A 25,789-nucleotide genomic window follows, 5' to 3' on the forward strand; every position below is an offset into this window, starting at 1 on the left:
GATAAAAAAGCATGTCGAGATTAAGGCCGCATTGCCTAAAAGTTACAATACGTGTCTTCCCATTTTTTGATCAACGCTACGCGGTGTTTTGTGTATCGGGGGGTTAAAAAAACATTTGACCAATCATCGTAATTGTCATAAAAGAACTTTAAAAAGAAAATATGGAAGGTAATACCCAGATAAGTAATTGCTTTTAATTCATCATTTGTTAACGGTCTGACTTTTTGGTAGGCATTTAAAAATGTATTGAAATCCTTCTCTGCCTGTTCTTTGGAAATTAGGTTATTCAGCTGATGGAAGAAATAATGGTTAAGGAACGACATCAAGTCGTTAATCAAATAACCTTGTCCTGCGAAATCGAAATCAAAAAAGGTGATTTTCCCCTTTTCATCAAAGTGGAAATTTTTCGGGAAGAAATCATAATGACAATAACCATAACTGAATGTTGAAGTATCGAATTCTTTAAACTTTTGAACTACTTTTTCTGAAACGTTTCTTAAGTACTCATATTCTTCCTTCATTTCCGAAAAATGGGGTTCGAGATCTTTTAAAGGCTCAAACAGGGTAGTTTCGAAATTGAATATCGGCCGCGGATTGCTTAGTTTTATTGATGAAGTACTTTGATGTAATTTAGCCATATCATGCCCCAATTGAATGAGGTGCTGGTCCTCGAGGTCTAAAACCACTTTCCCTTCTGCAAAAGAAAATAGGATACCATTTCTTAAACCCTCAATAGCATTAAACTGTTGAATCTGTTTTCCTTCCACATCCCTGATTGGATAAGAAACTGAATTTCCATTTGCGCTTAAAATGTTTAATAATTCTACTTCAGCTTCAATTTCGTTGCGCTTACGGTGTGCATCGCGGTAAATTTTGAAGATATATTTCTGGTTCTGATTTTCCAGGATATAGGTGTCGCTTACATTTCTGATGAGTAACCGGCAGGTTGTAGATGAATCTAGCCGATAAGCTTCAATTAAATAATCTTTTAATACAGCTGCTGATAAAGTAGAATATTGCGCGGGAAAGAAATTTTGCATGGAAATAAAGTTATTGGGGCGCTAAATATAAATTTTTAAATCGAAATCCTATCCCAGCTTGTTCAATCAGATTAAAACTAAATGCTGTTAATCCGCTATATCAAGTAATTGCTTAATCGTACGCTTATAATTTTTACCGACAGGAACTTCCTGGCCATTCTTAAGTACAATGGTACCGCCTTCCAAATAGTCGACATACTTTTTATTCAGTATAAAGGATTTATGGATGCGGACGAAATCTGCTGATACCTGATCTTCAAAACTGGCTAACGTCCTGGGCGTTAGCAGAAAATCACCGTTTTTCCAAACTTTTACATAATTACCCAGGCTTTCCAGGTATTGTATTTCGTCTAGTTTAATCAGGATGTGCTTTTTGTCAACCTTGATAGCGATTTGTCCTTTGTTTTTTTGTGCTGGTTTTTCAATCGAAGCAGGTTTAGCTTTTTGCCTTTGAAGGTTGTGTAATTCAAGCGCACGGTTTACTGCTTTGATAAAACGATCGAGCCTAAAGGGTTTTAAAAGATAATCGCAAACGGCCAGATCAAAACCTGCTAAAGCATATTCTTCGTACGCAGAGGTGATGACCACTAAAGGTTTATGCGCTAAAGTCTTTAAAAAATCCAAACCATTTAGCTTTGGCATCCGAATATCCAGAAAAATGAGATCTACTGGTTGTTTACTTAAAAAATCTAATGCTGCTGTAGCACGATAACAACTGCCAACGATGTTAATAAAAGGAATATCTTTTGCATACTCCATAATTACACCATGAGCAAGCGGTTCATCATCTACTATCAAACAACGTAAGCTCATGTTAGCTGAAGTTTAAGTTCTGCCTTAAAGATATGATCCATGGAGGTGATATGCAAGGTATAATGGTTAGGATAAAGTAATTCGAGTCTCTTTCTCAAATTATCAATCCCAATCCCTTTATGATCGGTCTTTTCTTCAGGATCAAACGAATTTTCACAGGAGAAAAAGAGAACGGTATGGTTAGCAGTTAGTGTTAGTTTTAGAGAAGCTTCGTTTTCAGCAGGTTCAATACCATGTTTAAATGCATTCTCTACAAATACAATCAGCAAAAGAGGAACAACCTCTATCTGATCATCGGTAACCTGTTTATCAAATTCAAAATTTAAGTTTTTTTGCAAACGGATTTTTTGCAATTGAATGTAATCATTAATATAGTCAATTTCCTGCGAAAGCTTAACTGATTTTTCCTGCCCTTTATAAATTGTATAGCGCATCAGTTCTGATAATTGTAAAATACTTTCGGGCGTTTTAGCTGATTTTTGCAAACTTAAAGCATAAAGGTTGTTCAGCGTATTAAAGAAAAAATGAGGATTAAGTTGTTGTTTTAACAAGTCAAGTTCATGTTGCGATTTTTCCTTCTCTAAAGAAAGGATTTTGTTATTCTGTTTGCCCCATTGCAGGGCCAAAACTACTGGTAAACTGATGAGCATGATGGCAAGGGCGCCGAATGCATTTTCAAGTTCAAATGGATTAGTTTCGAAAATGCTCCGCCCGAAAAACGTATTAATGGGTAGTGAAATTAACAATTGAGCCAATAGGGGATACAGCAATGCAATGGTTGTAGAAAGTGCTAACAAATAAATTAAAAGCCCTTTTTCTTTGAGGATTTTAGATACCAGTAAACGGCTATTGACCAAAAAAAGCAGGTATCCGCATAAGTACATGATCAGAAATTGTGAAAAGAAGCTTAAAAATGTTCCAATATTAAACCAAAGTGCTTTTAAGTTGAACTCGAAACCTACTAAATGGAAACCATCTCGCTGGTAAATGGGGTTGTCTAAACTTGAAACGGCCATTATGGAAATGGTTGCAGCAAGTAAAATAATGGTGATGAGTACTGCATTTTCCAGGCCAATTTTTTTGATCCATTTAATGTACTTCACTTTTTTCTGGTAATACTGATTGGCAATTAACATCATTTCGAGGGAAGTTGCTGCCAAAGCTGTTGAAATAAATACAGTATGGTTAAGCCTCGCGATTTGCAGGTAAAATGCAAGATCCGTAAAAAGCGGAAGCAGGATAAAGAAGCAAGTACACCAGCAGGCAACGTATTGTTTTTGGGTTAGGGCGTTTTTTAGTCTGATTTTAAAAAAAGAAAAAACAAGTACAGGAAGCAAACAAAAACCCAAGGCCAAAATGCAGCTTGAATAGTTAAGCCAAATTTTGCTGGTTAAATTGTAAGTATTCAATATGGCTATCCATAACAATAGACCGATATTTAGGAAAAAATCCTGGTATTTATAACTGAAGTTTAAATTCTTTGTATTGAGCATTTTGTATTAATGTATCCGTGAGTTTACATACTATTTGTTCGTGGAGACACGAACCGGGGCGATAATATTTTTTGTTTTTAATCTTTCCATTGCCGTGGTCTGTGTCCTCACAGACCACCTTTATCTTACTTCTTTAAAATTAAAAAACTTTCCAGGATGCCTGAAATTTAGATGATGAACGGTATGTTTTCGATGATGAAGGAAAATTCCGTTTCGTGGTGACACGAACCGGGGCGATAGCAGCTTGCTAAAATCTAGGTGTTTAAAGGCATGTTTTTCATGATGAAAGGAATATCAGGTTATTTTTTTCTTTCGTCATCATTTCTGCTTCCTTTGTCACTTAAATTTAACAGACCGGTTTCATCAGCCTAATTTGCGGCCATCTTAATTATTTAATATGGTACGGCTTAAAATACAGCAACTTACAAAATCTTATCAAAATGGGGTGAAGGCCCTCGATGATGTTACGCTAAATATTGCAAATGGTATGTTTGGCTTGTTGGGCCCTAATGGAGCAGGTAAATCTTCACTGATGCGTACGCTTGCCACCTTACAACTGCCAGATGCTGGTTGGGTTCATTTTGATGGAAATGATGTGTTGCAGAATCCCCAGGAGATGCGTAACAGATTGGGATATCTGCCACAGGATTTTGGGGTATATCCTAATATTTCAGCTATAGATTTATTAAATCATCTTGCGATTTTAAAAGGACTGCAAAATAAGAGTGAACGACGGGAACAGGTGACTTCACTACTGCAACAGACCAATTTGTTTGAGGTTAGGAAGAGAGCTGTAAGTACTTTTTCTGGAGGTATGCGGCAGCGTTTCGGAATTGCACAGGCTTTATTGGGTAACCCGCAGTTGATTATTGTTGATGAACCCACTGCAGGGCTTGATCCACAGGAAAGGAATAGGTTCCACGATCTGTTAAGTGAAATTGGTACCAATCGGGTGGTCATCCTGTCTACGCATATTGTGGAAGATGTGAATGACCTATGTGCTGAAATGGCAGTGATGGCTAATGGAAAGTTGATTTTACAGGGTAAACCTTCAGAACTGACCGAAAAATTAGATGGAAAAATCTGGCGGAAGGCAATTGATAAGATTGATCTGGCTCAATATTCATCCATTTTTAATGTCATTTCTACCAAGGTTATTTCGGGTAAGTTGCATTTATTTGTGCTGGCAGATCAATTACCCGCAATCGGTTTCGCATCTGTTTATCCAGGTTTGGAAGAGGTTTATTTTTCTTCATTATTTAGTGAGGTCAATTCAAAGATGGAGGCAAGGAGATGATAACAGATTTACTAAAATTTGAGCTGAAGTATCATTTCGGGCAGATATCCTTTAGAGCTGCAGCACTTTTGTTTTTTATACTGGGCTACTTTTGTGTAGTAAAGGGCGGATTTGGCTCAGAAGAAGTTCATAAAAATTCACCATTTGTCATCACCAACATCATTGCTCTGCTCTCACTCTTCTCAATTTTTTCAGCTACATTATTTAGTGCGAACGTGGTGCTTCGAGATAGTATGTATAAAATGGAAGCAGTTGTTTTTACCACCTCAATTAAAAAACGACCTTATTTTGGCATCAGGTTATTGGGCCTGATCATCGCAGTTTTTAGCTTATTGGTGCTGGTAGCGCTTGGGATTTATGTAGGTTCTTTATCTATTAATGAAGATCGCCTGGGTATCTTTAACACGAGTTACTATTTACAGCCGCTTTTAGTTTTTGCTTTGCCAAATGTGCTATTTTCAGCAGGAATTTTATTTTGTACCGCCATATTAACCAAAAGTGTAAGGGCAATTTATGTAGTTGGCGTATTGATTTACATTTTATACCTGCTGGCTTCGATATTAGGCAATTCACCATTATTGGCCACTTCGACAATGAAGGCAGGGAGTGCTGATATTTTGCCCTTACTTTTAGATCCTTTTGCTTTGGCTTCGTTTTTCGGCGAAACGAGAACATGGACTATTCTGCAACGAAATCACCAGTTATTTCCTCTTGAAGGTGCATTTTTATTCAACAGAATCCTTTGGACTTGTGTTACAAGTCTGCTAATTGTACTGAGCTATCACTTATTCAGTTTTAGGCTAACACAACAGCAACAGTTAAAGGTAAAGGCAGATAAAATGGCATACGCTGCTTTGATTCCTTATCAGCCTTTAATAGTTTTACCAGTTGGTATCTCTTATTATTTCAGGACCTTTAAAGCCCAGTTCAGATTAGAAATGGTCTTCCTGTTTAAAAATATACCCATCATGGTCATGCTGTTGCTGTGGGTATTTTTGTTCGGCATAGAGTTAAAAGATAGGCTATTTAGCGGTATTTATGGCATTCATACTTATCCGGCAACAGGCATTATTATCGAAGAAATACGCTCCATGAAATTTGGACTAATTTTAATTATTTTTTATGCTGCAGAAAGTATTTGCAGGGAAAAATCGGTCAATATTTATTCACTCATTTACAGCAGTCCCGTTCCAAATTCGGCATTATGGATGGCAAAAACCCTGAGCCTTTTTGGCCTTGTTTTGGTCCTCGTAACCTTAAATATTGGAATTGGTATTTTTTTGCAGCTTACCCATGGTTATTTCCAGGTCGAATTGCCTTCCTATTTATCTTTATACTATTATAGCGCCTTTCCTTTGTTGCTTTTTGTGGTGCTCATTGTTTTTATTCAAACTTTAAGTACAAATAAATATTTAGGCATGTTACTCAACATGATTATTGTATTCCTGATCATTTATGCCGAACGCTTTGGGCTGGAACATTATCTTTTTCGCTTTGCTACCGTTCCAGATCTCCAGCATTCTTATTTTAATGGTTTTGGATATTATGCTGTTGCATTTAATTGGTATATGCTCTACTGGTTGGCCTTTACAACTGTTATTGCTGTGTTAACCATTGGATTATGGCAGCGTTTAGTTGAAATGAAGATTACAGCAAGATTCAGATCAATGGGATTGGCTTTGAAGCAACATAAATGGATTGCCGTCCTGGCATTATTAATCTGGATTTTCTGTGCTGCTTTTATTTATGACCAAACCAATCTTATTGGAAAATATAAAAATAAACAAGCCCGATTAAACTGGCGCCTGGCTTATGAACTGAAATATAAATCCTGGGCTAACCTCCCTCAACCTGTGATCAAAACCGTTAAAACCAATGTGGATTTATATCCAGACGAAGGAAAATATACCGTTCGGGGAACGTATTTGCTTAAAAATGACACAAATAAGCCAATTTCCAAAATATGGACTTCTGTTGATCCCGCTGTTCACTCATTTTTCGTAAGCACTGCCGGGATTAAAAGAAGCGAAAGGGATAAGTTTTTTAATCAACAGTTTTTGATGCTAACAACACCATTGCAGCCTGGTCAGGAAATTTTGATGAATTTTTCTATGGAGGTTATCAGAAACGGATTTATCCCATTCGATACGGAGAATTCGGTTGTGAACAATGGTACTTATGTCGAATTAGAGAAATTTATACCACAATTGGGCTACTGTTATCACTTTGAAAGTGATGATAAACAGGAACGGAAAAAAGCAGCCCTTCCTGAAATTCCCACGAAGCCACTATTGAACAATAGGTACTATCTGGTCGATTATGAAACAACTATTTCTACCAATATTGATCAGTACGTGGTTACTGTGGGGGAGTTGCAGCGCAGTTGGCATGCCAATAACCGGCAATACTTCAAATACAAAACAGCTGCACCAATTAACTTTATGTTTGCACTAAGTAGTGCAAAATACGCTTTGAAAAAACAAAACTATAAGGGGATTGATTTAAGTATTTATTATCAGCCTGGGCAGGAATATAACCTAAAAAGTATGTATAAAGCGCTTAGAGATGCTTTAGATTACAGCAACTCAAATTTTGCAAAATATCAGTTTAAACAATTAACCATTGCAGAAATACCACAATATAAAGGAGCTGCTACGGCATATCCAGGCCTGATTTTCAGTGCAGAGAATATAAATTTTCTGGGCAATTATAGTCAGAGCGGTGCTATTAATCAAAGTTATGCCATTGCTGCGCATGAAACGTCACACCAGTGGTGGGGCAATATACTCGCTCCTGCAGATGGTGCAGGTTATGCCATGCTCACCGAATCGCTGGCTAAATACACCGAAAATGTATTAATTGAAAAAACTTTTGGTAAAATGTATTTGCGAAAGTATCTCACTTATGATAAGGACCTCTACTTTTTGAATCGGAATATTGATCAAGAAGAATTGCCTCTGGCCAAAACTTTAGATCAATCATATGTGCATTACCAAAAGGGTGGCTTAACGATGTATGCAATAAAAGAGACGATGGGTGAGCAGCAATTTAATGCAGTTCTGCATCAATTAATTTTGGAACATCAATACCCTAAACCTAAAGCAACAGCTGCCGATCTTGTAAATACACTTTTGAAGCAGGCTCAACCTAAAGATAAAAAATTTATCAACGATTGTTTTAATGAGGTAGTGACTTACGATCTTGGTGTAAAAGTAATTAACTGTAAAGTTCTGAAAAATGGAAAATATCAGGTTGATCTGTTGTTAGATGCTGAAAGGTTAAGTAAAGGCAGTAGGCAATTACCTGATCTGAAGATAGACCTGGCCTGCTTTGATGCCTTGGAAATGGATTGGAAATCAAATACAAAACCAGTTTATTTTCAAAAAGTTCACATCACTAAAAATATAACCAGGCTTTCGATTATAGTTAACTACAAACCAAAAACGGTAGCAATTGATCCTTATGGATATATATTGGATGAAAATAGAAGCGATAACCTAAGGGTGATTGATTAGGGAGGGATTCTGATTCGAAGATTCGTCCTGCTGAACCTGTTTCAGCATCTATATAGAAATGATCCTAAACAAAACCCTGAAACACCCGTCCGACTGGCCGGGCGGAAGTACTGGGTGACGATTTTCGGTAGATTTGTTTATGCCGCGTATCCGTCCTTTGGATCATAATGGAGAAATCTTTTAATATAGTATAAAGACATCTCCTCGCCTGTAAGGACTGGTCAATCCGGACAGGCAGGCACTTCGCTTTGCTTCGGTCGAGGATGATTTATCTATTGGAATCTGTGAACGATAGGCCGTTTGTGATCCGTTATTTCGCAAGATGTTACTAAAAACTATATTTACGACGCCTCCGCATATTTTTTAAAGTTATCCAAAATGGCCTGCCAGCCGTCACGTTGCATTTCTACAGGGTGTGTAGATTCAGTATCAAAAGTTTCCGTAATCCTGGTTTTTTCGCCCAATGCATCAAAAACAATACTTACTGTTCTGTTATCTTCAATACGATAGTCGATTTTTTGATGCTCATCAACCGTAGTATAAGTTCCAACAAAATCAAAGCTTGCGCTTCCATCTTTTGCTGCCATGGTATTCTTAAATTTGCCATCAACTTTTAAATCATTTTCAGCATAAGGGGTATGCCAATCGGGAGAAGCGAAGCTCCATCTGGTAATGTGATCCGGGTTGTTCCAAAACTCCCAAACTTTTTCTATTGGTGCATTTACTATAGTTTGTACGGTGATTGATGTACTATTTTCCATTTTTAGCGGTTTAAATCTATAAAATAAAGTTAAAGGAACTTTCGCATTTTGTAAAGTACAAAGGCGATAAAGTAAGGGGCCAGAATACTTCTCCAAAACAGAGCTTTTTTCGTCGTTAAGAGAGCTTGTTAAATTCCAATCATTTACGATGTATAAGTCCATTTAAGTTGATATGGCTTCATACATCTAGTTAATGGCTATTCATAAAGGTCTTTCTGTCAACAATAATTTCTAAAATGGGCGTTTGCGGCAAAGAAAAATTCAATTAATGGATGTCATAATAAACAAAGGTAACCGTATCTTTAGACATTAAACCGCTCACGTTTCCACCTGTATAAACCGCTTTATAACTCGATCCTTTTTTCAGGTCATACGCTTTAAGCAAATCGGCATTAGCCACTAGGCTGTCACCTGGCTTTACTTGCGTGTAACTAGAGGCAGGAGGGGGCATCACTCTTTTAGCCATTGCGCCTTTATATTGAGCTTCTTCTCCTTTTTCATTGGTAATACTTAAATAACTGCTTATTAAAGGTTCGAATGGCGTGTGCCAGATACAGAATTTTTTAGCAATATTGGTATTGTTAAGCACTACAAATCTCAATAATAACGGTTCGCCGTTAATTACATTGCCATTTATTTTTAGTTTGACTTCCAGTGAATCGCTTTTCTGGGCAGCAGTCTGACTGATACTTTCACTTTTCGTGGTCGCCGTATTTCTGGTGGCTTCGCTACAGGCCGAAAATAAGACCACAAGTGCGGGGATAATTAATCTGATGTTTTTCATGAGCTGTTTTGTTTGTATAAGCAAATAAGATTTAATATTGTTTGATCGAAACTGACTAAACTAAAACGATTAAGTACTCTAATAATCATTTTGTGAGTAAAAAGCAGATAATGCACTTTGACACTAAGCGCAAGATTGTAATTTATTTCCAGCAAAACTTTTAGGAACTATTGTCGTTAACTTATGGTAGCAATTTTTTCATGGAGTGCAATTTGTTGCAGCTATTGTTATTTCTTCCCACTTTCCGTTTAAAATCGTGTTTACTTATCCGATTGTTATCGGATCGGGGCTGGATGGCACAATCAGCAAGGAAATTATAGGCTTGGCTGTTTAATCAAAATTTAAATATTTATCCAGGATTAATAGTTTGTGCAGTAACCTTTGTTTAATAAACCCGGTAGGAGCGGGCATCCCGATTTAGCTGCTGTTAATCTTGTTTCAAAGGTCTATCGGGATAAAGCGGATAACGGGACTATTGGCTCCGAAAAGCTACTGAACGATCATTTTCAAAAAAATAAATAATAGTTTATCGCAATTTTTTAAGGAGCTCAATAACCATAACCAGTAATTTCATAAATTTAACATGCTATTATAATTATTATTAAAAATCATTCATGAAAAAAACTCTCCTTATCATTGCCTGTTTGTTTTTGTGTAGCCACGTTATAAATGCTGCGGAAGTAGATACTGCGTTGACCTACAGCAATTCGATGAAAAAAAATATCAAGGCAGTAGTGATTAAACCTGAAAGCTATAAATCAGGAAAAGCTTTTCCGGTAGTTTACCTGCTTCATGGAGCAGGGGGAAGCTATGCAGAATGGGCTAAAAAAGTGCCAGGAATAAAAAGTCTGGTTGACCAATATCAATTCATTATAGTGTGTCCTGACGGTAATGTAACCAGTTGGTATTTTGATAGTCCGGTGGATCCGGCATGGAAATATGAAACCTATGTCGCCTACGAATTGGTAAGCTATATTGATGCTCATTATAAAACCATTGCCGAAAAAAGGGGGCGGGCAATTACGGGTTTGAGTATGGGCGGACATGGCGCATTGTATCTGGCTATTAAACATCAGGATGTTTATGGTGCTGTTGGCAGCATGAGTGGAGGTGTAGATATTAAACCTTTTCCGAACGGATGGGATATTTCGAAAAGATTGGGTAAGCAGGATAAATTTCCGGAACGCTGGAAACAAAATAGTGTGATTGATATGATTTACTTGATTAAACCTGGATCATTGGCCATTGCCATTGAATGTGGTGTTGACGATTTTTTTTATAAAATGAACGTGCGCCTTCATGATGAACTTTCGTACCACAATATTCAGCACGATTTTACAACCAGGCCTGGTGTACATAACTGGGATTACTGGGCAAACGCCATTAAATTTCAAAGTGTTTTTTTAAGTAATTATTTTAATCAAAAGCCTTAAGTATGCCGTTGGCAAATGGCTGATTAGTTTTTTCTTTCTTTTTGATCCGGCAATATTTTATCATAAATATTCCAATTTTAAGGTTTCTTGTATAGTTTTAATCATATCTGTTGGATTTAAATTGACACATCCTACACCCAAAAATTAACTTTTAGATTACATACAAACTAAAGAGTTACTCTATTTTTGGTCTTTCTTGAAATCTTATTTACAAAACAGGAAACGAAGATTTAAAACCAAAATGAAATACTTAGTCAAAGAAATCAGTGAAGGAAATTGCGATATTACATTATTGCCTGAGAACCTGAATGATAGAAATCTTTTAGCAGAAACTACAAAGGGGGTGCAAAACGATGACCAGGCAACAATCCAATCGCATTATGAACATGCATTGAAAAATGAAGTTCATGGCAATGCCGCATTTGTTTCGTTAAACAGCGAGCAAAGTAATTATCCAAAAAGAGTAAATGTGAATTACCAGATTGTTTTAAGCTAAAAGCCTGGTTTATTGAAAAAGGGAGTGCTTTTTAGCACTCCCTTTTTAACTACATAGGTACATTACGCTTGATGGTATCCCTTTTTAGGGTATCCCTTTTCATCGTATCGCGTTTCTTGGGTTCCTGCTTTTGTTTAGACTTTTTCTCAGTTCTCTTTTTTGTGGTGTCTTGGCGGGTTTGTGCAAAAGTGCCAAAACTGAACACTGATAGCAACAATAATAAAATGATGTTTTTCATAATGATAGATTTTTTATTAAAAAGCAATACCAGCTTTAGTAAAGTTTGACTAAATAGGTGAATAATCAGATTTTTAACTCCATTTGATCAAAACAGGTATTTATACTTGGCTTTATGTTAAATACGTGTTTTAATAATCGTACCAGCTTATTGTAGATATCTATATTTCCACATCAGTTACGGCCAGGAAACAGACCACTCATCAAATCCCATTAAACCCTTTTTATCGTCATCTTTATTTTTTTTATCCTCTGCATCCTTTTTGCTGGTTTTTTTATAACCTGCTAAAGGATCAATCTGCCAGTCCTCCTGATCATCAGTCTGATCAGCTTTTGAACTTTTTATATCTGATGTACCATTTTTTCTTTCCATGATATTAATTCCTGTTTTAAGCTAGGTATCGTAACTATGGTATCCATTTTTGCCCACTTAAAGCAATGTGCGTATCGCTATAATACCAGGTTTAGCTTACATTTTTAGCTATAGTTAGCTATGATCTAATACCTTAACGGTAAATGCGCAAGTATTTTTTTAAACTTTGGCGTGCCTGATAAATATGGGTTTTCACTGTTCCCAACGGGATGTTGAGTTCAAGTGCAATCTCATCGTAACTGTACCCTTCGAAATATCGCTGAAATGCTGCTCTGTAATCTGCCCGGAGTGTATTCATTGCCTTTTGTATGTCCTCCAGTACCATTTTGGTTTCTGAAAGGTTTTTAACAGGACTGTTTGTCAGTTTCTGATCGTAAAGGCAATCGTCACTTTCCCAAATGGCGGTGCGTCTTTTTTGCTTGCAACAGTTGTTGTAAAAGGTGTTTTTCATGATGACGTACAACCAGCCCCTGATGTTGGTACCCTCGGCGAAGCTACTACAAGATCCAACCGCTTTGATCAGGGTATCCTGTACCAGATCTTTTGCATCATCTTCATCAGCTGTAAGTTTAAGGGCTTGTGCCAGTAATGACTGTTTGTGATATTCTGCTGCCACGCAGAAATTCTCTTGTTCCATGATCTTTTTCTTTTAATAACCGGTTTGACAAGTGTTCAGCCAGTGAACGTTTATTACCTTAAAAGAACCACCTTATTTTTTTTTGGTTTTGCACATTAGCTGGCTGTTTTAATAATGGGTATTAACAACATTAAGTGCGCGTATTATCCGTACTACTAAACCGTATAAATGATATGGAAATATAGAGAGTTATCCAAATGGCGGAAAAAATGGCTTTCATAGCCATTGTTGTCGCCATTAACGTAGCTATTGATACATAGCTGTGGCCAATCATTTATCCGAAATTAAGCGGTGATATGTTATACAAAAAATGTTGGGCAAACAATGGTCATAATACAATTAAATAAATCCTGATCTGTGAAGCGCGTAAAGCAAATTCCGATAACTTTGGAGGTATTAAAACATTCAGGCAGTTTCATAGATAAAATCACTTCATTTGTTCTATAGGTTTTGGGAGTAATGTTTTAAGGCCAGTTATTTTTTAGATGATTGGAAAAATAAGATCTGAACTTATAGTCGATAGCGACTTAATAAAAAGCGCTTTGATGAAAGATTGATTAGACCATGTCATTATTGTGATTTAATATTCAATACGTTAATTTCATGATCTTAAAAGGAAGACCCTGAAATAAATTACCTTCGGTGAGCTCGCTAAGGCTCGGTTCAGGGTGACGATACCTTGAAGTAAGCCGGTTTAGCTTCAAAATGGATAATATTTTTATAGGACTAAGATGCCTAATAAAATGCGACGCATCCAATCAATTTAAATAACCATTGACCACAGCAAAACGGATTAGTGATGCGGTGTTTTTAGACCCTGTTTTATCAATTAGCATCTGGCGGTGCCCCTCGATTGTGCGTTTACTTAAGAATAATTTATCAGCCATTTCCTGATTGGTGTAACCTTCTGCAACCAGGTGTAAAACTTCAATTTCCCTCATGGAAAGATCCACCTGGGTTTCCTCTTGTTCTGATTGGGCAGACGTTTCATGGATAAAACGGTTAAGCATTGTTTCGGTCAACTCTACGCAAAGATACTTCGCTCCGCCGGCAACAGTTTTAAGCGCAAAGAGCATCTCGCTTTCATTTACATTTTTTAAAATATAGCCATAGCTTCCTTCCATAAATGCCTGCTTCACATATTTTTCATGATCCAGCATAGAAAGGATCACTACTTTAATATCGGGATGTGATGATTTAATGGCTTTTATCAAACTGATACCGTCCATTTCTGGCATATTGATGTCGGCAAGTACAATGTCGGGAATCAATCCAGATGCAATGTGTTCCAATACCCGGTTACCATCATCAGCTTCAGCAATCACTTCAATATCAGCCTGCGATTCAAGTAACATTTTAATCCCGTTTCTTACCAGGTTATGATCCTCCGCAAGGATTATTTTTAATTTGTTCATATATATTACAGTTGATATAACTTAAATTGATTATGACCGTATGTGAAATATTAATCCGCTATTGGCAATAGTAAATGGTTTTACTTAGGCGCTGCTATTTAATTGGTATGCACCACTGTTTCGCTCGGCTACCTTTCCGGTAATTATTGATCAGGTTTTTTCTTAATCAATCCATTTTCCTTCGTTATCACCTTTTGGATATATTATAGAACTGCCCGTTCTGCTTAAAAGTTTTGATTGATGATTGGAGCGGGGTAACTTGTTGGTTTTAGATGTCATATGATGGATATAAAAACAGTTTTAATTATTCGTGAAAACATCACAGACTATTTACCTGTTGTATAATAAATATGTAGTCATTATGAAAGAAGATGATAAAAACAATAATCTTGCTGATCCAAAAGCAGATCATACGGCAGAAAATTCAAATATGCCCGATAATCAGGTTCCCCGCCATCAAAGCAATGATAGCAGTGAATTAGAAAAAGTGAAAGACGGAGCAGGTATGCTTGGCCGCGAAATGGGCGAAGGAGATTACGGTGCTGAAGAGGCAAGGGCAGATCCGGAAAAGGGTAATCCTGGAGAAGCAGGAAACATGCCCAATTCCACTTCAAATAATGACACTGAAAAGAATGATTGACTAGCTGATGGCAAAAATTGAAAGCTATGAAGGTTAAGCACACATTAATGCTTAACCTTTTTTATGTTACGAATTAATCAAATATAGAAAAATGCCGGCTGGTAGGTTCATGGATTAACGCCTTAATTTTAACTTAGGCAAAAATAAGAAGGCATACCAAGAACATGATCTGGGCTTTTAAACATTGAGTTTGGATATCACAGAATTGCTTAATAAGGTGAGTCGGATGGCTTAGTAAAATGATACCTATGAAATTTGATTTTCCTACAACTCCAGCTTGTAAAACAGGAAATTCTATCATTATTTTGTTAACTTGTAAGCTAACTCTATCCCTATGCCTACAGGAATTTATTATTTAGTCTACACGAGCATAGCCTCGCGCCTTATGAGCGATGGGGATCTTTTATTTCTTTTAGCGCAATCACGGCGTAACAATACGTCGCTCGGGTTGACGGGGATGTTGCTTTATATGGAAGGAAGATTCATCACCAAAACCGAAGGCCGATTTATTCAGTTCCTGGAAGGGGAAAAAGAGAAAGTATCCACCATGTACAACAGCATATGTGCTGATGAACGTAACAAAAGTATACTTCTGCTCGGATCGGGTTTTTGGCATAAAAGAAGTTTTCCGGCATGGTCTATGGGCTTCAGTCCGCTAAATGCAGATCAGCATCATAACATCGCTAATTTTTTTCATCTTAATGACGATATCTCTTTGACTAGCCATTTATCGGATGCGAATGAGACTGCCGACTTTCTTCGTTCTTTTTATATTATAAATGTTGATGGAAAAAATTTATAAGTGTGGTTTTATGACTGCAAGTTATTAAAATGACCCTGATATAATCGGTGACCGCCTATGTCTCATTCTAATTCCTAATTTTTGTCGCACTACGCAATACTTTCCTTACTTTATTAACCAGAACCGTATACTCAAAGGGCTTAAACATAATGGCATCCGCATCGCAGACGATCGTTCCTACCTGCGATTCTAACATGGCCGTAATCAACATCACTGGAATATGACTCGTGCTTTGATCTGCTTTGAGATCATTGCAAATATCCCTTCCGTCGTGCGCATCCAAAAGGATATCCATTAAAACCAAGTCAGGACAGAATTGAGCTATTGAAGGTTCAAGCTGTATAGAATGGCAAATCCGTTCAACCTCAAAACCTTCATTTTCCAATACCAATTGGATTACTTCAGCATTACTGAGATCATCATCCACTACAAGAATTTTAGGCATAGGTTTTAGATTTAATTACAATCTAATTTACTGTTATTTTATATAAGATTTAATTTACAAGCAAATTTCGGGGGTTTAACCATTAAAAATCGTTGCAACTACTTACCGGATAAATATACCGATTGCGCTGAAGATTATTTTTTTATTGAAGTATACTGTTTATATCAGTATTACGATATGCAAAGCTTTTTTCATTATAATGAAGTGGGTATAAATACGTATTGGGAGATGTAAATACGTGTATTTTATTCGCAGTAAACAAAACGAAGAAGGGCTTGTCTTGTAGCTAATTAGGCTTATGTTTTATGAAAAAAAATGAATTAAGTGGCAAGCTTGTTCCGGCTGGCAAACTAGTGGTTATTGGTGGTCATGAAAATAAGAATGGCAGGCCCGAAACAGCAATGCAGAAGGAAGGAAATGATCCTTTAGAAGTGCTGGAAGCGGTGATATCACTAAGTGGTAAATCTTCTCCGGTAATTGAAGTAATTACTACCGCTAGTGGGGAACATGAGGAGAGCTTTAGTGATTATCTGAAGATTTTTAACCGCTTAGGGGCAGCAGAGGTGGGGCACATCTTTCACCATAACAGAGGTGAAGTTTTATGCGACGACCTGAAAGAACGTATTGAACGCGCCGATTTGCTTTTTTTTACCGGCGGCGATCAGCTAAAACTTACCTCAATTTACGGTGGTACATCCTTCCTCTATCAGATCAAAGAGCGCTACGTAAAAGGGCCTGTTGTAATTGCAGGTACCAGCGCTGGTGCAATGGCTTTATCCACTCCGATGATCATATCAGGAAATAAAGACAATCAACAACTGGTTGGAGCGGTGAGAATAACAACTGGATTTAGTTTGCTAAAAAATATCTGCGTTGATACCCATTTTGTAGACCGGTCCCGTTTTGTGAGGATGAGCCAGGTGATTGCCACGAATCCAGGTTGTATCGGCATCGGCATTGAAGAAGATACGGCTTTGATTGTTGAGCATGGAAAGGATATCAAGGTAATTGGAAGTGGTGTGGTCATCATCATCGATGGTTTTCATACAAAATCTTCAAACGTGACGGAATATGATAGTGGACAATGCATCAGTATTGCAGATCTGAATGTCAGCATTTTAAAAGACGGTGCAGTATGGGAAATTCCGGCACTTGAGCCCGTTTTCGTTTGATAGAAGCAAAACTATATTTATTTTCATGTTGTTCTTTAAGTAAAAATTTATGATGACAACAAACGTAGATCCGAACGAGGATGAAAACCAAAAAAATGAACATCAATCAGACGTTAGTCCGAATGATGAGGAAAAAGCAGATGATAACGATGTACAACGCGGCCTAACCGGCGAAATTGATGATGAGGAAGATGTAAGCGGCGATCTGGCAGGTAATGCTGGCGGGAATACCTAAACTCATCAATGGGGTTAACTATTATTGCTATGATTCTGCTCACCGAAAAGGAAAACCATTGCGTTTAAGCTAGACGGAAAATAAAAATATTGCCTCTTTTTAAACTTAGGGGGTAAATACGTTCAGCATGGTGCAAACTACCCCTTTTGAATAAAAACGGAACTTTCGTCGCTTTAAACAGCTTAATATTGGGTAACCCTTTAATTCAATATCATATGAAAAAGTACCTATTTATCGCTGTAGTGGCTACAGCAGTTTTAATTTCATGTAATTCAGGCGCCAGATCGGAAGGTGCAGACTCGACCAGCAGTGATACCTCTGTGAGCAACAGTGGCTCCCAGCAGGAAACAGTTGGGCAGGAGGATAGTACAACGAGAGATTCTACAACAACTGATAGCACTTCATCTGGATCCACAACTCCCCAATAGTTAACTGTACATTTCTGCAACGGCGCATGCAGGTGAATATAATTTCATCTGCGTGCGTCTTTATTTAATATGATTTCTCGAACAGTTAATTGACATATTAAATCACCGCTATGAAATTTTATCACTATTGCCCTTCTATGATATTGCTGCTGGTGATGTTTACCAGCTGTGAAAAGCAAACAGGAGATTACAGGTTGGAACGAAATGATTTTTTGTATCCGTTAGCTGCTATAATAGAATATCAGCATGCCCTGGATTTGGAAATAACAAAAGTTCAGGATCATTCGGAATTTGCACCTTATCTTGCACAGAGAAGCGACAGTATGGCAAGGTATATTGCTGAACTACAAGCTATATATCCTCTTCCTGAAGCTGATCTTACTGCGGAGGCGAAAGCGAATCTGTTAAATCTGCAAAACAACCAGGGACCTGGGTACCCTAAATTGCTTTTGCAGTTGGTGATGCAGGCTGATGAGGATTTGATTGGCCTTCATGTTAAAGCTTCAGGACCAGCGGGGTTAAAGGATGTGATATTACGGCAGTGGACTGCAGAAAAACTCCCCATGCTGACCAAACGGCTTGACGCCAGTCAAACATTGTGGCATACCCACTAGCAATGCTATAACGATTTGCTTAGCGGCATGGGTAACTTATAAATGCCAAATCAAACCGATTATTTTTTACAGAGGCTTATTGGTTTTGGCAAGCCAGATGCAGATAAAGTATCGCACACCTGGCTGCCAAATATCTTATCTTTTTCTTCGTGTGAGGTAACTTAATAATACTAAACTAACTACACCTGTTACCAGGATCTTTTTAGTCAATGCTGCACGATTGTATTTCATTTCCGACTTCCATCCTCGTTCGGCAGGTATGTTAGGTATATTGCCGCTTCTAAAATCATCTATAATTCCTTCCCAGGCATTTATACGGTCGGCAAGAATCAAGGGAATCCAGTGCCGGTAGCGGTCTTCGCTATGTTTAAAGGCATAACGGCGTATCATACCACTTAGGCCTGAAGGAGGCGACGCGTTACCAAATACGGCACTTATTGCATGGCGTTCAGTAGATTTAAGTATCTCTACATCAACAGGTTGTTTGGGAGGCTTTTCATATTCCGAACGTTTGTGGTCATCACCGGTATAATTTTTCATCGGATAGGTGGGTTCATTCTGCTCATCGATATCCATGCCCCAGCCGGGAATATTTTTATAATCAAAATTGTTATTTTCCATGTTTTAAGATTTAGTTGATGGGATAAGTACCACCTTGATACATTCATCAAGCTTGGCTGAAAAAATGTGGTAGGCGTCTGATATTTCTTCCAGTGGCACCTTATGGGTAATAAGTCCTTTAGGATCAAGCCTTCCGGCCTGTACATGTTCAATAAGTTTAGGTAGCAGCCGTTTTACCGATGCCTGGTTGGCCCTTAAGGTAATCCCTTTGTTCAGTACATTGCCAATAGGTACATAATTGAATGGCGGACCATAAACACCTACTACCGAAACAATTCCGCCTTTTTTTACCGAATTGATTGCCCACTGCAGCGCAGTGGCGGTGCCAGCCTGCATCAGTGTTACTTTACCGGTAAAAGTTTGGAGGGAATTGCCTACCGCTTCACAGCCTACGCAGTCGATGCAAACATCAGCGCCATACCAGTCAGTGATCTTTTTTAGAAACACTACCGGATCTTCCATGGATTTAAAGTTATAGGCTTCACATTTCGCATAGTTTCTGGCAAATTCCAGTCGATAGTCGATGTGATCGATAATAATCACACGGGCTGCACCGAAAAACCAGGCACATCTCGCTGCCATAATCCCGATTGGTCCGGCTCCAAAAACAACCACGGTATCTCCCTCTTTAATTCCGCCCATTTCTGCCGCCTGGTACCCGGTAGGTACAACATCGGTCAGCAATACAGCATCATCCGGATCCATATCCGGCGGGATTACGGTAGGGCCTATGTTTGCATATGGCACCCGCACATACTCCGCTTGTCCGCCATTAAAGCCTCCTGCTGTGTGCGAGTACCCAAAAATACCACCAACGGCAGTAGCCATCGGGTTTGATTCATGACAATTTCCATAAAGTCCCTGTTTACAGAAATTACATCTTCCACAGGCAATATTAAATGGAACCAGTACCTGGTCTCCGATTTTTACATTCGTAACCAGTGGGCCGATTTCTTCAACAACACCGATAAATTCGTGTCCAAAGGTCGAACCCACACGGGTATCAGGTACCATTCCGTGGTAAAGGTGTAGGTCGGATCCGCAAATGCAGGTACGGGTTACCCTTACAATCGCGTCTTCCGGATGCAGAATTTCAGGCATCGGGCGCTGTTCAGTTCTGACCCTGTAAGGGCCTCGGTAGTTCATTGCTAGCATATTTTCTGGTTTTGTATAAATGATATTATAAGTTTACTTAGCATTGCTGGCGCACGTATCCAAAAAGTTTATTTCTTCGTCTCGCCTTTTTTCGGTTCGCGACCGGCATCAGGCGATACGCCAATTTTGTTGTGTTCCACAGGTTGCCGGGCAGCGTTTTTTTTAAGCCCATCCAGCTGATCCTGATTGCCTGCTCCGCTTATAATATTTTCAGCAGGTTTTCTTACAGGTGTTTTACCTGCATTTACGATCTCCGGACCGTTATTGCTATGTTTTTTTTCCATGTCTTTATTATTAATGCTGAAATAGATTAAGATGCTTTTATATTGAATTTCAGTGTTTTATATGATGGGGCAAGTTGGTAATTATTACAATTGCTTACTTTCCATCCATAATGTTTTGCTCCTTACTTTTTATAAAACCTAAGCGCTTTTATAAAAGTTTAAGTGTTAATTACGTGTTTTTGATGTATTAATACTCGAATTAATAACATGTCTATATCCATTAAACGCCTGGCTTAGCCGGGTATATTGCCTAAGGCAAGCTACATAGTACATTTTTTTTGAATTTTGGAAACTTTAGTCCAGTGAACATGGCTTATCTAAAAAATAAGAATCGGAATGAAAAATTTAAGAAAAGAGTTAGGGATAAAATCTGGTGCTTGGCTGCTATTGGTATGCTTGATGTCGTGTAACACTGCTGATAAGAAGTCTAGTCTGGAAAAAGATAGTGTGGGTGGCGACATGGCCGTGCCTAACCGGGTTGGCGGTTCAGAAACCTATGAAACCAAGCTTGATGAAGCGGCGGCTGATTACCTCAAGCAAATTACACAACTATTGCTCATGGAATATCACCTTTTGGTTCTGCATAAAGACAACAAAGAAGGTAAAACTTCACCCGCGCTGGAGCAGCTAATGAAAATAAACCGCATCAGTTTTAAGCGGATTGAGGACTATGCGGCGAAGAAGCGGGTAATACTACCTTCAGTGCTGCTTGCCGAGGAAAAGATCAGTATAGATTCTTTGAAGGCTTTACCGCGTGCTAACGGCTTAAAGGGAAGTTTAAACCGCTTGAAGATGAATGGTGCGAAACTTTTGAAAACGTTAAAGCTGGCTGCAGATAACCGCGAGCAGGATTTTAAAATTCTGATGAATGAAGAATTTACTTACCAGGAGCAGAAAAACCGCATGATAAGTTCGCTCTAGATGAGGCCGTTAAGCAATCATTTTTTCAGGTCATTTAGGTTATTTACTGCTGGTATCCAGTTATTTTCACCACAGTTCTGACAATTTACTACGGTAGCATCCGGTTTCGAATTTCCGCAGTTGCTACATAGTAGCACTGCGGTATCCCGCCGATGGATTTCGTCAGAAAATTCATCGTCCCATGCTGGAATAATCGACAGCCCCGGAAGGGGCTTTGCCGTTTTTAAGAGACTAAAAGTTCCACCGGCTTCAAAGTATAAACGTTTTACGCTTCCCAGATGGGTTATCCCTTCCTTGCGTAATTGTGCCAGCGCGCGATCCCGGCTCACCCTTGTTAAAAGCATGGCTTTAATGTTTAATACGCCGTCTTTTACAATCATGTTGTACTTATCTTGAGTAATGGATTCGAATTTCTTGTTTTTTGAGGCAATTTTGGCAATCAGTAGCTGAAAGCCTATTAGCACTATAGCAATCACCACTGCAGGTAGAAGTCCCCGATCGGGATTCATGAGTGGTACACCTACGGCAGCGGCCAGGGAGGCTACTGCAGCCATTTCATTTCGGCTGAGCTGAGATGACATGCGTTTACCCATCAAACGCATGGATATCATCAGGATCAGGTAAATTACTGCTGTCCTTAAAATTACTTCTGCATAAAAAGTTAAGGGAATTTCGCCTATCAAAATGCGACGCAGGTCGTTAAGTTTAATTTCGTATTCTTTCATCATGATAATAGTAAAACGGCGTTTCCCCAATCCTGTGCACCGCAGTTGTTGCATGCTTTTCTAACATCTTTTCCAGGTTCAGCGGTTTGGCCGCATTGTTTACAAACTCTTATTTCCTTTTGCTCATCAAATACCATGCTGGTTACTTCATCGGACAGCGGAGTTAGTCGAAGCCCTGGTTTCGCTTTTTTATATTTGAAAATCGAAAAAATACCACAAGCCTCTAGGTATACCCTTTGTACTTCTCCAAGATTATATATTCCATTATTTCTTAATATGGCTAACATCTGCTCTCTGGATATCTTTGTTTTAATCAGCTGGTCTGTTATGATTACGCCATTTTTTACCAATAGCGATTCTTTGCCGTTGGTGAGTAGTTCAATACTGTGTTTTTTTATAGACAGGTAGGTAATCCCCCGCTGGAAAACAAAAGCACAAAAGAGCACCAGTACGCCTTGTAGTATGCCCTTATCGGGGATTTGCATAGGTACTGAAACAATTGCGCCTAAAGTAAGCATCACGGCTAATTCGGAAATGGTGAGTTGTCCGCCCATGCGTTTGCCCATTAGCCGAAGTGTGACGAGCAGAAACAGGTAGATAATTACCGTTCTGATCAGCACCTCTACCAAAAATTCGGCTGGCGTATTACCGAATAATACCCGGTGCCAGTCGCCCCAATGAATTTCTTCTTTTTTCATCTCCTTAAATTTGATTGAAGTTTTCGGGAATCGATGTCTGAACTGAACCGTCGCATGTCCTTAAGCAATTCGTGGTATCGGTCTGGCTCAACATAGCCAATCAGGCTAATAACCTGTCTGCTTACCGAGGCAGCAACGCCGGGGTAGTTTACGAGTACGCCATCTATTTTTAATTTTTGGTTATAATCTGCATCTAATTTCACGTTGCCAACAATAATCTGCTCATTGATATGGTTGATCATATGGATGGTTTTAATTTTGGTTTTTACCAACTGTTTTGACCGTTCAGAGGCGCATTTGCCCCAAATGGCAACGTTGCCGTTAAATACTGTAAACATCAGTCCGGCAAAATTGACATCTTCCTTTGCCTTGCTTACCAGATCAGCTTTGATCTCTTTATCGATGTATTTATGGCCACAGGCTGAAACGAGCATACAGCTGATCATTACAGTAAGGGCAAAAAGGTTAATGATTTTCATCTCTGTAGACTTTAGAATAAAAAGCAGCTTTGCCATGAGGGCATTCCTGATTGGTGAACACTCCGGTAATGCTGCAGGTTTTATGAACAGATAGAAGGCGTACAAATACAAGTGGTACAGGTATTTAATCCTGTTAACGCTTACTTTGAGTAAAGCAGGGGCTTGAAACCATTACGCGTATTTCACTTTGTTTAAACAGGTATTTTTGCATTCAACAAAATAAATTCTGGCAGGGTTATAAATAGAAACAGGAGATTGTGATTTAAACAGCTATAACCTATGGAAGATTTCAATTCTTATTTCAGCAGTGCCTTTTCGGGCAAGAAAATTATCATCACGGGCGGAACTACCGGTATTGGCAGGGCGGCGGCTATTTTGTTAACCTCGCTTGGTGCGCAATGTCTTGTATGCGGGCGTAATCAACATCAGTTAGATGAAACACTTGATGCTATTGCAGCAAAAAATGCCCTTGGCGGCACCGGTATAACGGTTGATCTTTCCTCCCCGGAAGGTATCAGGACCCTTTTTTCGCATGCCGATGAACAACTTGGCGGATTAGATATCCTGATCAATAATGCCGCACTAGGTTTTGGGAGTATAACGGATGGTGAATATGAGGATTGGCAGTATATTCTGAATACCAATCTGCTCGCATATATGGCCTGCAGCAGGGAGGCCATTAACAGGTTCAGGCCTTTGGGTACGGGACAAATCATTAACATCGGTTCAATGAGCGCTGAAGTAAGAGAGGGTGGTAGTGCAGTATATGTGGCTACCAAAGCTGGCATCCAGGGATTTTCGGCCGCCTTGAGAAAGGAAGTCAATCCACTGGGTATCAAAGTTTCGCTGATAGAACCCGGAGCAGTTGATACCGATATGCAAGCTGGAAGCAGTGAGGATAAAATTCAACAGGTAAATAAACAGGAGATGTTACAAGCTGCAGATATAGCCTGGGCCATTGCGTTTTGTATTGCTCAACCGCCTGCATCTGATGTGGTGAACCTGCAGATCCGTCCACACCTGCAACTGATTTAAAAGATTTTAATGCAACTGATCCGGAAAGCAGATCACTGGTATTTCCGAAAATGGCGGGCCATCTAGCTGCTGCCAAATCATAAAAATTAACAGCATATGAGCAATAAAATGAAAGCTGCTTTGAAAAACGCAGCTGGTACCTTCGACGTTCAGGAAGTTGACCGTGTGAAAATACCAGCTGACGACTGGGTTTTGGCCCGTATAACGGTTTCAGGAATCTGTGGCACTGACCTTCGCCACTGGAAAAAGCATGATCCTGACCTTGAATGTAGGATTATGGGGCATGAGCTGGCTGCAGAGGTTGTAGAAATTGGACCCGCAGTTAAAAACGTGAATCCCGGAGATCGGGTGGTGGTGGAAACTGTGTTGGGAGATGGAATTTGCGACTGGTGTAGGGTACAGCAATACAACCTTTGTCCCAACCTTTATAAGGTGAGGATGGAAACGGTCTCCCGGTCTTTTGCAGAGTATATTACGGGCCCGGCTTCCAGGTTTCATTTACTTCCTGACCATGTAAGTGATGAGGAGGCTACCTTACTGGATACTTTTTCTGTGAGTTTGCATGCCCAGCAGCTCAGCGGTCTGCATATTAATGATAAGGTAGCCGTAATCGGTGCAGGTCCGATTGGGCTGGCACAGTTACAGCTGGCAAAGGCATCTGGAGCCGACGTCATTATTTTCGATGTAGTACCATCGTCATTGGCGCTCGCGAAGGCCCTCGGCGCAGACCGAACGGTAAATGTGGAGACAGAAGATGCCCTAAGTTGTGTAATGGAATTTAGTCTCGGACGAGGAACCGATATTACCTTTGAGTGTGCTGGCGGGCCATCTATGCCGCATACCCTTCCCCAGGCAGTTTCTCTTACACGCATTGGAGGCAAAGTGGTCATTGTTGGCGGTTTCGAGGCAGGGATGACCAATATTGAAATGGACTGGCAACATCTGCAAATGGCAGAAATCAAATTAATCCCAAGTGCAAGTTATGCCTTTTGGGATATTTATTCCGAAATGGAAATCTGTCTGGATCTTTTAGCTAAAGGTAAAATCAACGCCAGGAAAATGATCACCCATTCGTTTCCCCTTGATAAAATTAATGAGGCTTTCCAAACTGCTCAGAACAAAAAAGATACTGGCGCAGTGTTCGTTGCCTTAACAATGGCTTAAGCGTGTTAAGCAAAGCACCAATGCCAGGTTTAGTGTAACATGCGGTTGGAGCTGGCGCAATTAGGTATTAGGTCAGG

Annotated in this window: 29 protein-coding genes; 13 read left to right on the plus strand and 16 right to left on the minus strand. The window is 39.1% G+C overall.

The genetic code is table 11. From position 1 onward, the window contains the following. Positions 1-35 precede the first annotated feature (35 nt). The 3 genes from PGN18_RS12750 to PGN18_RS12760 form a co-directional block, all read right to left on the minus strand. Positions 36-1,040, minus strand: a complete 1,005-nt coding sequence (locus PGN18_RS12750; RefSeq protein ID WP_335319878.1) for a phosphotransferase — start codon at positions 1,038-1,040, stop codon at positions 36-38. 87 nt (positions 1,041-1,127) lie between these two features. Further along, the gene (locus PGN18_RS12755; protein ID WP_335319880.1) at positions 1,128-1,853 is read right to left on the minus strand and encodes a LytR/AlgR family response regulator transcription factor; all 726 of its coding nucleotides are present in this window, start codon (positions 1,851-1,853) and stop codon (positions 1,128-1,130) included. Then, a complete protein-coding gene (locus tag PGN18_RS12760; protein ID WP_335319881.1) occupies positions 1,850-3,346 on the minus strand; it encodes a sensor histidine kinase in 1,497 nt (498 codons plus the stop codon). Before PGN18_RS12760 ends, PGN18_RS12755 begins: the two co-directional genes overlap by 4 nt. A gap of 397 nt (positions 3,347-3,743) precedes the next feature. Between PGN18_RS12760 and PGN18_RS12765 the strand changes: the two genes are divergently transcribed. Together PGN18_RS12765 and PGN18_RS12770 are read left to right on the plus strand one after the other, a co-directional pair. Continuing rightward, positions 3,744-4,643, plus strand: a complete 900-nt coding sequence (locus PGN18_RS12765) for an ABC transporter ATP-binding protein (RefSeq protein ID WP_335319882.1) — start codon at positions 3,744-3,746, stop codon at positions 4,641-4,643. After that, positions 4,640-8,158: an ABC transporter permease/M1 family aminopeptidase gene (locus PGN18_RS12770; RefSeq protein WP_335319883.1), complete on the plus strand. Its 3,519-nt coding sequence runs from the start codon at positions 4,640-4,642 to the stop codon at positions 8,156-8,158. Before PGN18_RS12765 ends, PGN18_RS12770 begins: the two co-directional genes overlap by 4 nt. Positions 8,159-8,499: 341 nt before the next feature. Here PGN18_RS12770 and PGN18_RS12775 read toward each other — a convergent pair whose 3' ends face one another. Next, a complete protein-coding gene (locus PGN18_RS12775) occupies positions 8,500-8,919 on the minus strand; it encodes an SRPBCC family protein (RefSeq protein ID WP_335319884.1) in 420 nt (139 codons plus the stop codon). Between the two features lie 265 nt (positions 8,920-9,184). Beyond that, positions 9,185-9,703, minus strand: coding sequence for a protease (locus tag PGN18_RS12780; protein WP_335319885.1), 519 nt, complete (start codon positions 9,701-9,703; stop codon positions 9,185-9,187). A gap of 614 nt (positions 9,704-10,317) precedes the next feature. Here PGN18_RS12780 and PGN18_RS12785 point away from each other — a divergent pair. Both PGN18_RS12785 and PGN18_RS12790 read left to right on the plus strand, forming a co-directional pair. Further along, positions 10,318-11,136, plus strand: a complete 819-nt coding sequence (locus PGN18_RS12785; RefSeq protein WP_335319886.1) for an alpha/beta hydrolase — start codon at positions 10,318-10,320, stop codon at positions 11,134-11,136. A 241-nt stretch (positions 11,137-11,377) separates the two neighbouring features. Next, positions 11,378-11,632, plus strand: coding sequence for a hypothetical protein (locus PGN18_RS12790; protein ID WP_335319887.1), 255 nt, complete (start codon positions 11,378-11,380; stop codon positions 11,630-11,632). 49 nt (positions 11,633-11,681) lie between these two features. On the opposite strand, the gene PGN18_RS12795 is transcribed toward PGN18_RS12790, so the two are convergent. The 4 genes from PGN18_RS12795 to PGN18_RS12810 form a co-directional block, all read right to left on the minus strand. Next, positions 11,682-11,870 carry a hypothetical protein gene (locus tag PGN18_RS12795; protein WP_335319888.1) on the minus strand — a complete coding sequence of 63 codons (189 nt, stop codon included), beginning with the start codon at positions 11,868-11,870 and terminating at the stop codon, positions 11,682-11,684. Positions 11,871-12,047: 177 nt separating this feature from the next. Continuing rightward, complete coding sequence (locus PGN18_RS12800; protein ID WP_335319889.1) at positions 12,048-12,242, minus strand: hypothetical protein; 195 nt, start codon at positions 12,240-12,242, stop codon at positions 12,048-12,050. A gap of 133 nt (positions 12,243-12,375) precedes the next feature. After that, entirely contained in the window at positions 12,376-12,879 is a 504-nt protein-coding gene (locus tag PGN18_RS12805) for an RNA polymerase sigma factor (protein ID WP_335319890.1), read from the minus strand. Between the two features lie 758 nt (positions 12,880-13,637). Beyond that, on the minus strand, positions 13,638-14,294 hold the full coding sequence (locus tag PGN18_RS12810) for a response regulator transcription factor (protein ID WP_335319891.1): 657 nt from the start codon (positions 14,292-14,294) through the stop codon (positions 13,638-13,640). A 310-nt stretch (positions 14,295-14,604) separates the two neighbouring features. On the opposite strand from PGN18_RS12810, the gene PGN18_RS12815 reads away from it, so the two are divergent. Beyond that, on the plus strand, positions 14,605-14,934 hold the full coding sequence (locus tag PGN18_RS12815) for a hypothetical protein (RefSeq protein WP_335319892.1): 330 nt from the start codon (positions 14,605-14,607) through the stop codon (positions 14,932-14,934). A 334-nt stretch (positions 14,935-15,268) separates the two neighbouring features. Further along, a complete protein-coding gene (locus tag PGN18_RS12820) occupies positions 15,269-15,736 on the plus strand; it encodes a BLUF domain-containing protein (RefSeq protein WP_335319893.1) in 468 nt (155 codons plus the stop codon). 67 nt (positions 15,737-15,803) lie between these two features. On the opposite strand, the gene PGN18_RS12825 is transcribed toward PGN18_RS12820, so the two are convergent. Further along, the gene (locus PGN18_RS12825) at positions 15,804-16,181 is read right to left on the minus strand and encodes a response regulator (RefSeq protein WP_335319894.1); all 378 of its coding nucleotides are present in this window, start codon (positions 16,179-16,181) and stop codon (positions 15,804-15,806) included. A gap of 305 nt (positions 16,182-16,486) precedes the next feature. Here PGN18_RS12825 and PGN18_RS12830 point away from each other — a divergent pair, with 305 nt between their 5' ends. From PGN18_RS12830 to PGN18_RS12845, 4 genes are all read left to right on the plus strand, one after another. Beyond that, positions 16,487-17,353: a cyanophycinase gene (locus tag PGN18_RS12830; protein WP_335319895.1), complete on the plus strand. Its 867-nt coding sequence runs from the start codon at positions 16,487-16,489 to the stop codon at positions 17,351-17,353. A gap of 49 nt (positions 17,354-17,402) precedes the next feature. Then, the gene (locus PGN18_RS12835; protein WP_335319896.1) at positions 17,403-17,588 is read left to right on the plus strand and encodes a hypothetical protein; all 186 of its coding nucleotides are present in this window, start codon (positions 17,403-17,405) and stop codon (positions 17,586-17,588) included. A gap of 215 nt (positions 17,589-17,803) precedes the next feature. Beyond that, positions 17,804-18,016: a hypothetical protein gene (locus PGN18_RS12840; protein WP_335319897.1), complete on the plus strand. Its 213-nt coding sequence runs from the start codon at positions 17,804-17,806 to the stop codon at positions 18,014-18,016. 110 nt (positions 18,017-18,126) lie between these two features. Then, positions 18,127-18,630: a hypothetical protein gene (locus tag PGN18_RS12845; RefSeq protein WP_335319899.1), complete on the plus strand. Its 504-nt coding sequence runs from the start codon at positions 18,127-18,129 to the stop codon at positions 18,628-18,630. Positions 18,631-18,765: 135 nt separating this feature from the next. On the opposite strand, the gene PGN18_RS12850 is transcribed toward PGN18_RS12845, so the two are convergent. The 3 genes from PGN18_RS12850 to PGN18_RS12860 all read right to left on the minus strand — a co-directional run bounded on the left by PGN18_RS12850 (position 18,766) and on the right by PGN18_RS12860 (position 20,690). Continuing rightward, positions 18,766-19,251 (minus strand): hypothetical protein, encoded by a 486-nt coding sequence (locus PGN18_RS12850; protein WP_335319900.1) that lies wholly within the window; start codon positions 19,249-19,251, stop codon positions 18,766-18,768. Between the two features lie 3 nt (positions 19,252-19,254). After that, on the minus strand, positions 19,255-20,397 hold the full coding sequence (locus PGN18_RS12855) for a zinc-dependent alcohol dehydrogenase (protein ID WP_335319901.1): 1,143 nt from the start codon (positions 20,395-20,397) through the stop codon (positions 19,255-19,257). Between the two features lie 77 nt (positions 20,398-20,474). Beyond that, positions 20,475-20,690, minus strand: a complete 216-nt coding sequence (locus PGN18_RS12860) for a hypothetical protein (RefSeq protein WP_335319902.1) — start codon at positions 20,688-20,690, stop codon at positions 20,475-20,477. Positions 20,691-21,026: 336 nt separating this feature from the next. Here PGN18_RS12860 and PGN18_RS12865 point away from each other — a divergent pair, with 336 nt between their 5' ends. Next, positions 21,027-21,611, plus strand: a complete 585-nt coding sequence (locus PGN18_RS12865; RefSeq protein ID WP_335319904.1) for a hypothetical protein — start codon at positions 21,027-21,029, stop codon at positions 21,609-21,611. Between the two features lie 17 nt (positions 21,612-21,628). Here the strand turns inward: PGN18_RS12865 and PGN18_RS12870 are convergent, their stop codons facing one another. The 3 genes from PGN18_RS12870 to PGN18_RS12880 are packed head-to-tail and all read right to left on the minus strand — an operon-like array spanning position 21,629 to position 23,513. Further along, positions 21,629-22,339 (minus strand): DUF421 domain-containing protein, encoded by a 711-nt coding sequence (locus tag PGN18_RS12870; RefSeq protein ID WP_335319905.1) that lies wholly within the window; start codon positions 22,337-22,339, stop codon positions 21,629-21,631. Next, entirely contained in the window at positions 22,336-23,034 is a 699-nt protein-coding gene (locus tag PGN18_RS12875; RefSeq protein ID WP_335319906.1) for a DUF421 domain-containing protein, read from the minus strand. Before PGN18_RS12875 ends, PGN18_RS12870 begins: the two co-directional genes overlap by 4 nt. Beyond that, positions 23,031-23,513 carry a hypothetical protein gene (locus PGN18_RS12880; protein WP_335319907.1) on the minus strand — a complete coding sequence of 161 codons (483 nt, stop codon included), beginning with the start codon at positions 23,511-23,513 and terminating at the stop codon, positions 23,031-23,033. The genes PGN18_RS12875 and PGN18_RS12880 overlap by 4 nt, the downstream gene beginning before the upstream one ends. Positions 23,514-23,792: 279 nt before the next feature. On the opposite strand from PGN18_RS12880, the gene PGN18_RS12885 reads away from it, so the two are divergent. Together PGN18_RS12885 and PGN18_RS12890 are read left to right on the plus strand one after the other, a co-directional pair. Next, positions 23,793-24,548 (plus strand): SDR family oxidoreductase, encoded by a 756-nt coding sequence (locus tag PGN18_RS12885; RefSeq protein WP_335319909.1) that lies wholly within the window; start codon positions 23,793-23,795, stop codon positions 24,546-24,548. A gap of 96 nt (positions 24,549-24,644) precedes the next feature. Then, positions 24,645-25,712 (plus strand): zinc-dependent alcohol dehydrogenase, encoded by a 1,068-nt coding sequence (locus PGN18_RS12890; RefSeq protein WP_335319911.1) that lies wholly within the window; start codon positions 24,645-24,647, stop codon positions 25,710-25,712. The last annotated feature ends 77 nt before the right edge of the window (positions 25,713-25,789 follow it).

The sequence above is a fragment of the Pedobacter terrae genome (genome assembly GCF_036946585.1).
Lineage (GTDB): Bacteria > Bacteroidota > Bacteroidia > Sphingobacteriales > Sphingobacteriaceae > Pedobacter > Pedobacter terrae_C.

Bases quoted from the DNA above. Each gene is read 5' to 3' on its own strand.
- PGN18_RS12750 (WP_335319878.1), bottom strand. From the start codon at position 1,040: ATGCAAAATTTCTTTCCCGCGCAATATTCTACTTTATCAGCAGCTGTA.
- PGN18_RS12755 (WP_335319880.1), bottom strand. From the start codon at position 1,853: ATGAGCTTACGTTGTTTGATAGTAGATGATGAACCGCTTGCTCATGGT.
- PGN18_RS12760 (WP_335319881.1), bottom strand. From the start codon at position 3,346: ATGCTCAATACAAAGAATTTAAACTTCAGTTATAAATACCAGGATTTT.
- PGN18_RS12765 (WP_335319882.1), top strand. From the start codon at position 3,744: ATGGTACGGCTTAAAATACAGCAACTTACAAAATCTTATCAAAATGGG.
- PGN18_RS12770 (WP_335319883.1), top strand. From the start codon at position 4,640: ATGATAACAGATTTACTAAAATTTGAGCTGAAGTATCATTTCGGGCAG.
- PGN18_RS12775 (WP_335319884.1), bottom strand. From the start codon at position 8,919: ATGGAAAATAGTACATCAATCACCGTACAAACTATAGTAAATGCACCA.
- PGN18_RS12780 (WP_335319885.1), bottom strand. From the start codon at position 9,703: ATGAAAAACATCAGATTAATTATCCCCGCACTTGTGGTCTTATTTTCG.
- PGN18_RS12785 (WP_335319886.1), top strand. From the start codon at position 10,318: ATGAAAAAAACTCTCCTTATCATTGCCTGTTTGTTTTTGTGTAGCCAC.
- PGN18_RS12790 (WP_335319887.1), top strand. From the start codon at position 11,378: ATGAAATACTTAGTCAAAGAAATCAGTGAAGGAAATTGCGATATTACA.
- PGN18_RS12795 (WP_335319888.1), bottom strand. From the start codon at position 11,870: ATGAAAAACATCATTTTATTATTGTTGCTATCAGTGTTCAGTTTTGGC.
- PGN18_RS12800 (WP_335319889.1), bottom strand. From the start codon at position 12,242: ATGGAAAGAAAAAATGGTACATCAGATATAAAAAGTTCAAAAGCTGAT.
- PGN18_RS12805 (WP_335319890.1), bottom strand. From the start codon at position 12,879: ATGGAACAAGAGAATTTCTGCGTGGCAGCAGAATATCACAAACAGTCA.
- PGN18_RS12810 (WP_335319891.1), bottom strand. From the start codon at position 14,294: ATGAACAAATTAAAAATAATCCTTGCGGAGGATCATAACCTGGTAAGA.
- PGN18_RS12820 (WP_335319893.1), top strand. From the start codon at position 15,269: ATGCCTACAGGAATTTATTATTTAGTCTACACGAGCATAGCCTCGCGC.
- PGN18_RS12825 (WP_335319894.1), bottom strand. From the start codon at position 16,181: ATGCCTAAAATTCTTGTAGTGGATGATGATCTCAGTAATGCTGAAGTA.
- PGN18_RS12830 (WP_335319895.1), top strand. From the start codon at position 16,487: ATGAAAAAAAATGAATTAAGTGGCAAGCTTGTTCCGGCTGGCAAACTA.
- PGN18_RS12835 (WP_335319896.1), top strand. From the start codon at position 17,403: ATGATGACAACAAACGTAGATCCGAACGAGGATGAAAACCAAAAAAAT.
- PGN18_RS12840 (WP_335319897.1), top strand. From the start codon at position 17,804: ATGAAAAAGTACCTATTTATCGCTGTAGTGGCTACAGCAGTTTTAATT.
- PGN18_RS12845 (WP_335319899.1), top strand. From the start codon at position 18,127: ATGAAATTTTATCACTATTGCCCTTCTATGATATTGCTGCTGGTGATG.
- PGN18_RS12850 (WP_335319900.1), bottom strand. From the start codon at position 19,251: ATGGAAAATAACAATTTTGATTATAAAAATATTCCCGGCTGGGGCATG.
- PGN18_RS12855 (WP_335319901.1), bottom strand. From the start codon at position 20,397: ATGAACTACCGAGGCCCTTACAGGGTCAGAACTGAACAGCGCCCGATG.
- PGN18_RS12860 (WP_335319902.1), bottom strand. From the start codon at position 20,690: ATGGAAAAAAAACATAGCAATAACGGTCCGGAGATCGTAAATGCAGGT.
- PGN18_RS12865 (WP_335319904.1), top strand. From the start codon at position 21,027: ATGAAAAATTTAAGAAAAGAGTTAGGGATAAAATCTGGTGCTTGGCTG.
- PGN18_RS12870 (WP_335319905.1), bottom strand. From the start codon at position 22,339: ATGATGAAAGAATACGAAATTAAACTTAACGACCTGCGTCGCATTTTG.
- PGN18_RS12875 (WP_335319906.1), bottom strand. From the start codon at position 23,034: ATGAAAAAAGAAGAAATTCATTGGGGCGACTGGCACCGGGTATTATTC.
- PGN18_RS12880 (WP_335319907.1), bottom strand. From the start codon at position 23,513: ATGAAAATCATTAACCTTTTTGCCCTTACTGTAATGATCAGCTGTATG.
- PGN18_RS12885 (WP_335319909.1), top strand. From the start codon at position 23,793: ATGGAAGATTTCAATTCTTATTTCAGCAGTGCCTTTTCGGGCAAGAAA.
- PGN18_RS12890 (WP_335319911.1), top strand. From the start codon at position 24,645: ATGAGCAATAAAATGAAAGCTGCTTTGAAAAACGCAGCTGGTACCTTC.